This is a genomic window from Pseudomonas sp. GM50, from assembly GCF_000282375.1.
GTDB lineage: Bacteria > Pseudomonadota > Gammaproteobacteria > Pseudomonadales > Pseudomonadaceae > Aquipseudomonas.
The window spans coordinates 1-10,493 of sequence record NZ_AKJK01000028.1; the positions used below are offsets into that span (position 1 = coordinate 1).

The 10,493-nt window shown below is 54.7% G+C and carries 10 protein-coding genes and 1 pseudogene; 4 read left to right on the top strand and 7 right to left on the bottom strand.

Annotation, left to right across the window (positions count from 1 at the left end):
- From PMI30_RS24195 to PMI30_RS24180, 4 genes are all read right to left on the bottom strand, one after another.
- Positions 1 to 381: GlcG/HbpS family heme-binding protein (locus PMI30_RS24195; protein WP_008006800.1), on the bottom strand; the 381-nt coding region annotated here is incomplete at its 3' end.
- A gap of 36 nt (positions 382 to 417) precedes the next feature.
- Positions 418 to 1,827 (bottom strand): MFS transporter, encoded by a 1,410-nt coding sequence (locus PMI30_RS24190; RefSeq protein ID WP_008006802.1) that lies wholly within the window; start codon positions 1,825 to 1,827, stop codon positions 418 to 420.
- A 38-nt stretch (positions 1,828 to 1,865) separates the two neighbouring features.
- A complete protein-coding gene (gene aroE / locus PMI30_RS24185; RefSeq protein ID WP_008006803.1) occupies positions 1,866 to 2,684 on the bottom strand; it encodes a shikimate dehydrogenase in 819 nt (272 codons plus the stop codon).
- Positions 2,685 to 2,729: 45 nt separating this feature from the next.
- A complete protein-coding gene (locus PMI30_RS24180) occupies positions 2,730 to 3,503 on the bottom strand; it encodes an SDR family NAD(P)-dependent oxidoreductase (protein ID WP_008006806.1) in 774 nt (257 codons plus the stop codon).
- 120 nt (positions 3,504 to 3,623) lie between these two features.
- Here PMI30_RS24180 and PMI30_RS24175 point away from each other — a divergent pair, with 120 nt between their 5' ends.
- The 3 genes from PMI30_RS24175 to PMI30_RS24165 all read left to right on the top strand — a co-directional run bounded on the left by PMI30_RS24175 (position 3,624) and on the right by PMI30_RS24165 (position 8,262).
- Entirely contained in the window at positions 3,624 to 4,502 is an 879-nt protein-coding gene (locus PMI30_RS24175; RefSeq protein ID WP_008006808.1) for a LysR family transcriptional regulator, read from the top strand.
- A gap of 892 nt (positions 4,503 to 5,394) precedes the next feature.
- Positions 5,395 to 6,735 carry an MFS transporter gene (locus PMI30_RS24170; protein ID WP_008006812.1) on the top strand — a complete coding sequence of 447 codons (1,341 nt, stop codon included), beginning with the start codon at positions 5,395 to 5,397 and terminating at the stop codon, positions 6,733 to 6,735.
- Positions 6,736 to 7,005: 270 nt separating this feature from the next.
- Complete coding sequence (locus PMI30_RS24165; RefSeq protein ID WP_008006814.1) at positions 7,006 to 8,262, top strand: OprD family porin; 1,257 nt, start codon at positions 7,006 to 7,008, stop codon at positions 8,260 to 8,262.
- A gap of 12 nt (positions 8,263 to 8,274) precedes the next feature.
- On the opposite strand, the gene PMI30_RS24160 is transcribed toward PMI30_RS24165, so the two are convergent.
- Positions 8,275 to 8,526, bottom strand: a complete 252-nt coding sequence (locus tag PMI30_RS24160) for a DUF2790 domain-containing protein (RefSeq protein ID WP_008006816.1) — start codon at positions 8,524 to 8,526, stop codon at positions 8,275 to 8,277.
- Between the two features lie 109 nt (positions 8,527 to 8,635).
- On the opposite strand from PMI30_RS24160, the gene PMI30_RS24155 reads away from it, so the two are divergent.
- Positions 8,636 to 9,568, top strand: coding sequence for a LysR family transcriptional regulator (locus PMI30_RS24155; protein ID WP_008006817.1), 933 nt, complete (start codon positions 8,636 to 8,638; stop codon positions 9,566 to 9,568).
- Between the two features lie 6 nt (positions 9,569 to 9,574).
- Here PMI30_RS24155 and PMI30_RS30320 read toward each other — a convergent pair.
- Positions 9,575 to 9,766, bottom strand: a pseudogene (locus PMI30_RS30320) (PaaX family transcriptional regulator C-terminal domain-containing protein); the annotation flags it as partial.
- Between the two features lie 234 nt (positions 9,767 to 10,000).
- A partial coding sequence (gene wrbA, locus PMI30_RS24150; protein WP_008006821.1) for an NAD(P)H:quinone oxidoreductase occupies positions 10,001 to 10,493 on the bottom strand: 493 nt, incomplete at its 5' end.

A 10,493-nucleotide genomic window follows, 5' to 3' on the forward strand; every position in this document is an offset into this window, starting at 1 on the left:
CCCCCCCCCCCCCCCCGACACTCCAATCGCGCCAACGATGTCCTCCTCATCTAGAAAAGGTTCTCCTCCTCCGAAAAGGACAAGCCCCGCTTGTAATGGCAGCCCCTGGCGCACGGCATCCGAACGGTTTTCCAAACGATGCTCCCAAGCGCTGGTTGAAAGCCCGTATCCGACCGCGGTCATAGCTTTCCCGCGTGCGATCTCACTGCATTGCAATGTTGCTCCATCCATGTGTGCGGCAAGGATCTGTTGACCCATCGCATTGACCACGCAGACGCTAATGCGCAGGCCACACCGCTCAGCTTCGGCAACGGCGGCCTCCATGGCGCCGATAGCCGAGGGGAGGGTGATTGTGCTGATCTGTCGTCTATGTGCATTCATCGATAGGCCTCGGGTTGGTAACAAAAGAGGGCAGGTTCAACGAGCATCATTCGGATCGTTTAAATCGCGATCACGAGGCTCTGGAGTTTTGAACGTGGTGAACAAAGTCGCTAGTGTCAGTAGCGTCAGGTAACTTGCAATTGGTAGCCAAGCACCTACCGCAGCGTGAGGATCCTCCGGACGTAACGCCACGACAAAGGCAATGATCATTGCGCCGGCCATTGGCGCAATCCCGCCAGCAATCACCGATGACGCTTCTCGCGCAACCGATACCCCCATGTATCGATGTCCCGCGCCGAATAGCTCTGGCAGCAATGCGGCCTGAGTACCGAACATGCCCCACGTACCGATTCCCAGAGCCAGGGCGATGGCGATCATGCTGGATACAGCATCGCCTTGACTCAGCACCCACCAGACAGGAAAGGCGAGAACAAGCTGAAGGAGGGCGAAGGCGCGGTACACTCGAACGCGACCGAAGCGATCACTGAGTTTGCCCGCAATGGGTACCGTACAAGCGCCAACCGTGGCTGCGCATATCAATGTCAGTACACCAATCGGGCCCTGCAGACCGATGACACCCACCATGTAGCTCACGGCGAGGGCCTGATAAATCGATGATCCGCCATTCTCCGCCAGACGTAGTCCGATACCCAACAGCAAGGGGCGGCGTGAAGTAGTCAGCACGGTACGTAACGGGCTGGTGTTTTCGTTTCGATTGGCTTTCATGCGTTCAAAAGTGGGCGACTCTTTGAGTCGCAGCCGCATGTATAGGCCTACGCCGATAATGATCACACTGAGCAGGAAGGGTACGCGCCAGAGCCAGGTCTCAGTGACGTGCGCTGGATCATTGGCGAGCATCAGGTAGATCACTGCCGCCAGTAATGTCCCGATCTGAATACCCAGGAAGGGTAGGGCAGCATAAAACCCCCGCTGCCCGCGCGGCGCGTACTCGGTCATCATGACCGCCGCGCCAGCTTGCTCGGCGCCCGCACCCAATCCTTGCAGTAAACGTAGAACCACCAATAACAAGGGGGCCAGGTATCCCGCAGTCTCGAAGGTCGGCAAAGCACCAATCAGGGCACTGGAAATCCCCATCAGTAGAACGGTAGCGGTCAGTACATACCGCCGGCCAATCCGATCACCCAATTGCCCAAACAGAATGCCGCCCACGGGACGTACTGCGAAGCCCAAAAAGTAGCTGCCGAAGCTGGCAATCAAACGCATCTCCGGTGTCTGCTCCGGAAAAAACAGAGGGCCAAATATCAACGCGGACGCCAGTGTGTAGAGCGCGAAATCGTAGTACTCCAAGGCGCTACCCAATGAACACGCCCAAGCTGCGCGACGCAGGTCGCTGGTCTGCACTTCGGTCTCGGGCGCGGTACCGGTTGTGGTACTACTCGCGGGGCTTTCGGTTTCACTCGGAATGGTGCTTATTGTTGTTTTCATGACCTGTCCTCTGGGGGAGTAAATGCAAAGCTTCAGGTTCAGAGTTGCAGACGTTCGATTTCCTGAAGCATCGCGTGCTCCATGACCTCCAACGGTGCCTCATAGTGGCCGGTGTAGAGCTCAATCTGTTTGCGAGCCTGGTGCACCAGCATCCGTGTGCCGGACACCGTGACACAGCCCAGTTGCCGTGCCTGGCCTATCAATGCGGTCTGCGCGGGGATGAAGGCGACGTCCATCACCACAAGATGACTGGCCAGGCGCCCCTCTAGTGGATTGACGGTGGGCTGCCGAAAACCGACGGAGGTGGCGTTGATAACAATGTCGAACTCACTGGCAAGAAAATCTTCGATGCCGCCGCCGTATTGAATGCCTAGCGACTGGGCAAGGTCTCGGCCTCGCGCAGCACTACGGTTGAATACCGTGACATGCGCACCAGTCTGCAGGCAGCCATACACCACTGCCCGTGCCGCACCGCCGGCGCCGATCACGGCTACACGTCGGTCGGTTGGATCGATCACTTCACGAAGCGCTGCTAGCGAGCCGAGGTAGTCGGTGTTGTAGCCCGTCAGAACACCGTCGACGTTATTGATGGTATTGACCGCGCCAATCACCTGGGCGGCTTCATCGATCTCGTCCAGGTGCTCCATGACAGCCGTTTTGTAAGGCATCGACACGTTCATGCCCCGCACACCGAGTGTGCGAATGGCCTGTACGGCAGCCGCTGGGTCTTCCACGCCGAAACAGACGAAGCGGTACTCCAGACCGAGATGGTCATAGGCAGCGTTATGAATCTTTTCGCCGAGCGAAAAAGGCTCAGCCATGATCGAACCGCAGAGGGTCGGGATGGATCGAGGCATGCTGTTTTTCCTTTATTGATCACGTCGAGCATGGGAGGAACAGGGTTACACGACGCTGGTCAGGCCACCGTCGACGTAAAGCACCTGCCCGTTGATGAAATCAGAGGCGTTAGAGGCCAGCAGGAGGAGGGCGCCGGACAGCTCCTCCACCTCGCCCCAGCGTCCGGCCGGGGTGCGCTCGCAAAGCCAGTTCGAGAACTGTGGGTCATTGACCAGATCGCGATTGAGTTCGGTTCGGAAGTAGCCGGGCGCCAGGCCATTGATCTGAATCCCGTATCGCGCCCAATCGGCGCACATGCCACGGGTGAGCATTCGGATCGCGCCTTTTGTGGCTGCATAAGGCGCAATGGAAGGGCGGGCAAGCTCGCTTTGAACAGAGCAGATGTTGATGATCTTGCCGCGACGGCGCTCAATCATTCCGCGCACCACAGACTGGGTGACATTGAATACGCCATCCAGGTTGGTGCGCATGAGAGCGTCCCAATGCCCTGGGTCGAACTCTTCGAGTGGCGCTCGATGTTGAATGCCGGCGTTGTTGACCAGAATATCGATGCCGCCCAGACGCGCTTCCAGCGCGGCAATGGCGCTGGCGATTTCAGCGCGATTAGTAACATCGAATAATGAGTAGTCGACGCTCAGGCCTGCCTCACGTAGCTCTTCACATTTTCGTTGCAGTGGCTCGGTGTGTCGGCCATTCAGTACAACAATTGCTCCGGCAGAGAGCAGGGCTTCGGCAAGCGCCAGACCGATCCCTTTGCACGAGCCGGTGACCAGTGCTAACTGTCCATTCAGATAAAACTTATCAAGTGCATTAATCATTACAGATTGCGCCACAGGCCATGTAATCAGGATGCCTGGCAGTTCAACGCGGTATCGACGCGGCGTCTAATTGTCCTTCATGATCTGGTGATCACGGATGCTGATAAGGAGATGCGTAACATGGAGCTCAAACTTTTGCGGGCCTTTATCGTGCTGTCGGAAGAGCTGCATTTCGGCCGAGCCGCGCAGCGGTTATCGATCGTGCAGCCAGCGCTGAGCATGCAAATCAAGGCATTGGAAGAGGAGGTCGGCGCTCGGCTGTTTGATCGTGACCGGCATTCGGTGGCATTGAGCGAAACCGGTCGGATCTTTCTCCCGGAAGCTCGCGCAACCTTGCATCAGTCCAGCCGAGCTCTGGATATCGCGCGGGCATCAGGTCGAGGAGAGGTCGGGCGTCTGCGAGTTGCATTTGTGTCGTCTGTGCTCCCCGGCATACTCCCGACGCTGATTCGTTCACTCCACCAGCGCTTCCCCCGAATTGAGCTGGAATTGAAGGACATGCCCTCGCTCGAACAGGTGAGGCTTCTGCGGGAAGGTCACCTGGACTTTGGCCTTGTACGTCTGCCGATCGCAGCCCCCGACCTCCAGACGCGCATCATCTTGCGAGAGTCCTTCGTAGTGGCCATGCCAAGCGATCACGTACTAGCCAAGCAGCAAGTGCTGCTCCCTTCACAGTTGGTCTCGATCCCGTGCTACCTGCTTGCGCGACGATTTGCGCCGGATATGCATGACGAACTGATCGCAGCACTCGCAGGTTTCGATACGAAGCTAAACATTGCTGCCGAACTTGGCGAGTACACGACGATGCTGGCATTGGTTTCGGCGGGGTTGGGGTTCGGCGTCGTTCCTGCAGAAGCAGCCAGAGCATTGCCTCCCAATGTCATCGCCAGACCTCTAGAGTTGGGGCCTCATCAGACAGCACTCGGATTGGCTTGGACTGATCTCGATACCTTAATCAAACGGACGCTGCACTCTCTGATGCAAGAGTTGTATCCATGACACTGCAAGACAGTCTGTACCCGCGAACTCAGGCAACATCCTTGGCGCCCTACCGCTCGGCCCAAACGGAGGGGGCATGAAATTTACAAATTTGCTGCCCGTAGGGCGGGTATTAATCAGAGAACATCTGATTCCCGACGGCAAGAGCTATGCTTCGGCTGCTCCAGCGGGGCTCGCCGATATGAGGTTGAGTGACCTGTTCAAGCCCGCAGCGGATCGTGTCTGCAGTATAGGAAATTTGTGCCTACGGCCAGGCTTGCCGAGCAAGCCTTCCAGTCGCAGCGTCTCAAAACGCTGACACTAATCGGTGGCCGCAGGGCGAAAGAAACCGGTCTATCGTAGAATTTCTTCTCGCATTGACTCTTTCGCTGCCAGCAATTTGCCCCAGCCTGGACGACCATCACGCTGATAGCGGGTGGCGGAACGAACGCGAAGGCCCAGTTCGGAAAAATCTTCGGGGTTAAGCAAAGCAAGCATAGGGAAATTTATTTCTCAAACATCACACTGAAACGATACGCAAGGGAGGTCGACAAACAGAACTAGGCGAAAATCGATCTGATCATGTCATCGTCACAGGCGTGAGACTGGGGTCTGCGTCGCTCTGAAATGGCCACAACAAGAGCCGCAAGCTTATGAATTGCTTCAGTATCGCGTTCCCTGTGAGTGCCTCGCTTTAGCTCCTCTCTGAAACTTATTCACGCTCGAAATAGTGGGTATTCGAATCACTGCATTTATCACCTTCGACGCGTTGGCCATGATCTGTGCATGCCTAATCCTGAATAGCTGGTGTCACTCAAGCGCAACGCGCAGGTGAATCAGCTAATCGGGCACCGCGCAAGCCCGGTGGCGTTTGAAGCTCCGGCTCTATAACAATGACAAAAAGAGCGATGCCATGCGTACGATCGATGTAACAGCCCTGCTTGACGGGGCACGCTTCAACACCTTCCATGCGCGCGTACTGTTCTGGTGCGCGCTGATTATCATCTTTGACGGCTACGATCTGGTTATCTACGGCGTCGTGCTGCCGTCACTGATGGCCGAGTGGGGGTTGAGCTCGATACAGGCCGGGGCACTCGGTAGTTGTGCACTGGTCGGCATGATGTTGGGTGCGCTGTTTTTTGGGTCATTGTCTGACCGGATTGGCCGGCGTAAAACCATCATGATCTGCGTGACGCTTTTCAGCAGTGTTACGGCTCTCAATGGCATGGCGCAAAGCCCGGAGGCTTTTGCGTTATGTCGTTTTATCGCAGGTCTAGGGATCGGCGGGGTAATGCCAAATGTTGTCGCGTTGATGAACGAGTACGCACCCAGGAAATCGCGCAGCACCTTGGTCGCCCTTATGTTCAGTGGCTACTCATTAGGCGGAATGTTGTCTGCCGGACTGGGCATGGTGCTGATTCCTCAGTGGGGGTGGCAAGCCGTGTTCTATGTGGCGTTGATTCCACTGCTGGCATTGCCATTTTTGATACGGCAGTTGCCTGAATCGATGGATTTCCTTCTACGCACTAGCCAGACCGTAAAGGCACAAGCGTTGCTGAAGCAAGTCGCACCAAGTTATGTGCCCAGCGAAAGCGATCAGTTGAGCCATGCAGTCGCAAAAGGCACTAGCGTATCAATTGCTAAGTTGTTCCGGGACGGACGTAAATTAAGCACCTTTATGTTGTGGCTGGCGTTTTTCTGTTGCTTGCTTATGGTCTATGCATTGAGCTCCTGGTTACCAAAACTCATGACTGCTGCGGGATACGGCTTGAACTCCAGTTTGGCGTTTTTGGTGGTGCTGAACGTGGGTGCGATTATCGGCGCAGTAGCCGGTGGGTGGCTGGGTGATCGAATAGGCATTGCTAAAGTCTTGTTCGCCTACTTCAGTTGCGGGGCCTTGGCCCTCAGCCTGCTCGCCCTTAAAGCCCCATTACCAGTGCTTTATTTCCTCATCGCCATTGCGGGAGCTTGCACCATCGGCACGCAAATATTGGCCAACGCCTGTACCGTCCAATTTTATCCTCCCGAGGTACGGGCTACAGGCCTCGGTTGGGCGATGGGCGTGGGTCGCACCGGCGCAATCATTGGCCCGATACTGGGTGGTGTATTACAAGCTTCATCATTGCCATTACAGGCGAACTTCCTCATTTTTGCCATACCTGGATTGGTGGGGGCAGTAGCCGTTCTGGTCTTCCTGATACAGAACACCTTGAATCGTCGGATCGTGTCTCCCAAGCAGGTCGTTTTGCAGTAAGGGCGAGTCAGCAGAAAAGACGAGTTCAAAGTGGGCTCGTCTGCCTGGAAAAAAGCTGCTTGTGGAACATATTTTCCAAATAATCAATTGAAAAAATGAAAGCTTGGGCGGCGGCTGCGTATTGCGGTGTCTGAAGGTATTCACCTCAAAAAGGCCCGGATGCCGCGTGCGATTACAGCACCAGTTGCGAGGCCTAATGCCCAACGTATGACCCGATCGTGTTAGCGCACGGCGTATAAGCAGTCGATAACAATAAATAAGAGCGACGACATGAATCAACCGATTACCCAGCGTATCTTGCTTTCACTTTTTATTATGCCCTTCGCCGCGTCGGCGGCAGATCAGGGGTTTATCGAGGGTTCTACCGTTACCCTGCAAGCCCGTAACTATTATTTTAGCCGCGACTATTCTGACATTGTTGGTGCTAATCAACAGTCTAAAGCCGAGGAATGGGCACAAGGTTTTATCTTGACCTTCAAATCCGGGTACACAACCGGCCCGCTAGGATTTGGCATCGATGCTTTAGGCACTTTGGGTCTGAAGCTCGATAGTAGCCCTGATCGGGTTAATACTGGTTTGTTGCCTGTACGGGACGACGGGCGAGCGGCCGATGATTACAGTCGTTTAGGATTAACCTTTAAGACAAAATTCTCAAACACCGAATTGAAGGTGGGTGAACTGCAGCCTAATCTTCCTGTGCTCGCATTCAGTGATATACGTTTACTGCCCCCGAGTTATCAGGGTGTAAGTTTTAGCTCGAGTGATATTGGTGGTCTGAACTTGCAAGCCGGACACTTGACCAGCACCAGCCTGCGCAATGAAGCAGGCGATGAAAAAATGATCGCCATGTTGGGGTTTGTGCCTCAACGTCAGGCTGAGAGTGATGAATTCAACTACCTGGGTGGCGATTTCAGTTTCAACTCCAATCGATCCAGTGTCAGTTTGTGGCACGGCCAACTGAAAGACATTTACGCCCAGGACTTCCTTGGACTCAAGCACAGTCAACCTGTGGGTGACTGGGTGTTAGGTGCCAATCTCGGCTATTACAACGCGAAGGAAGATGGCAGTGAGCTGTTGGGGAACATCGATAACAAGGCGGTTTTTTCTCTGTTATCTGCTAAGCGCGGTGGCCATACCTTTTACATTGGATACCAGGCAATGTTTGGGGAGAGCGCATTTCCCAGAGTGTTTGCCAATATTTCTCCGCTAGGTAACGAGGTACCTACGTATGAGTTTGCGTCAACCGATGAGCGCTCTTGGCAAGCCCGATACGATTACGATTTTGCAGCCATGGGAATCCCCGGTCTAACTACCACTGTTCGCTACATCGCAGGTAGTAACGTCGAGACCAGTTCGGGCTTTGAAGGTAAGGATCGGGAGCGTGACCTCGATATTGGGTATGCGTTTCAACGTGGTTGGTTGAGCGGTCTGGGCGTGCGGGTTCGCAATGTAATGGCGCGTTCCAACTATCGGAGCGATGTTGACGAGAATCGCTTGATATTGAGTTACACCTGGAAACTGCTCTGATCGGAAAGCCGATCAGACGCCCCCTTGGCAGGTACCCATCACTTTGTAGGAGATGGTATGGCTGGTGCCCTGACTGTCGATATACACCATGGTTGCCGGTTCTACCTGGCAACTGACGGGTACCGGAGTCATGGAAACGATACGTTTAATATCAAGATTCTCGGTATCAGCGGATACAGTGCTGGCAATATCGTCGGCTGCAATGGCACCAGTTGCGATGAAAAGAAACGAAAGACTGATATATTTGATGAGTTTGCTGTTCATGATCTAACCCTCTGGATGTGCTGCCAATTTTATCAGGATTGAGAATCAGATAAATGCTACACAGAGAGATTGACCCGTACATAAAACGTACTAATCGGGACGCTAAGTAATGGATTTTCTGAACAGCATGACTGTGTTTGCAAAGGTGGTAGACAGTGGCAGTTTTTCTGCCGCTGCCGACGCGTTAGATCTGTCAGGCGCGCAGGTTTCCCGCTTGATTGCCGATCTGGAGCAGCATTTAGAAACCCGGCTACTGCACCGCACCACTCGGCGGTTAAGCCTCACAGAGTCCGGTGACCGTTTTCTGTTGCGTTGTCGTGACATCCTGGAAGATGTGAGGGAGGCGACGGTGGAGGCCCGCGGTGCGCATCTCAACCCGAGAGGACGGCTACGTGTACATTGCATGAGCGGTCTGGGTGTATTGATCACGCCATTAATCGCTGGATATAGCGAGCGTTATTCCGATGTTTCGATCACGCTAACGCTCTCTCAGCATAATCCCGACCCACTTGAGGAGGGGCACGATATCGTGATATCCATTGCTCACTCCTTACCGGACTCTGCTCTTGTTTGCCAGACAGTTGGGCAGATATTTAGTGTGGTTTGTGCCGCGCCACGATACCTTGCTAAAAAAGGGGTTCCCGACCAACCGGCTCAATTGAAGCATCATCGCTGTTTGCACCTTCAGGATTTTCAAGAGGACATTTGGCGTTTCAAATTAGAACAGGGTGATGTAACGATTTCGCCGGATGGGCCATTCAGCACCAACGTAGCTGATGCGATGGTAAGGGCCACGGAGGAGGGAATGGGGATAAGCCTTCTACCATTCTTCAGTGCCACGCAGGGTTTGCGTGACGGCTCGTTGGTACGTGTTCTACCTGATTGCAGACTGCGGGAAAGAAATATTTTTGCGCTTTATCCCTCTCGACGCTTTCTGGATGCCAAGGTACGAACGTGGGTGGAGTATTTACAGGTTCATCTGCCTTCGTTATTTGCCGATCATGTCAGCGTTATCGAGAGCCCGGAGTATTGGGCCCGTTGACTTCCCAAGAGCTAGTTTACGGTACTCATGAATAAGCAGAGTCCACGCCAGAAAGCAGTCGGATGGTTGCAGATGCTCCTGCTCGCGAAGCGTTTTCCAGAGTGGCTGGAACAGCTGAATGAACTCGCTGTAATGCGTCGTCAGCTCTTCGATGTTCCGGCTCTCGCGCACCTGCAAACGCAAAGCCTTGGCGGTCAGTTTAACTGACCGGATGAGGAGCGACCTCGCTAGAACGTAGCTCCCCTGAATCCAAAAACGCTTACGTCATTCATCAATGACTACCGACGCGCAAGGCTTTCGCTGGCAAGGCCAGTAGAATCGCCACGCCACCAGCGAGCATCAGCGCCGCGGTGGTGAAATCCACCTCGGCGTTACACAGGCCAGCGAAGCTCGACTCCTGTCCTGCAACATGTGCCCATTTACGTGCTCGCGTTAACCCGCAATCTTTTTTGCAAGCTCAGCGACGTGTTTACCCTGGAATCGCGCAATATCCAGTTCATTTTGTGACGGTTGCCGTTTACCGTCGGTGCCTGCCAAGGTGGTCGCGCCATAGGGTGTACCGCCGGTGATCTCACTCATGTTGGTCAGTCCTGCGCAGCTGTAAGGCACACCCACGATGACCATCCCCTGATGCAGGAGTGTGCTGTGGAACGACGTAATAGTGGTTTCCTGGCCACCGTGCTGGGTGCCGGTCGACGCAAAGACACTGCCGATTTTCCCTACCAGCGCGCCACTCATCCACAGTCCGCCGGTCTGGTCGAGAAACGTGCGCATCTGTCCCGCCATATTGCCGAAGCGCGTCGGTGTACCAAAGATGATGGCATCGTAATTGGCCAGCTCGTCAGGTGTCGCTACCGGTGCCTTCTGGTCAAGTTTGACGCCGATGGCTGTCGCCTGTTCGGTCGGGATGGTTTCAGCGACACGC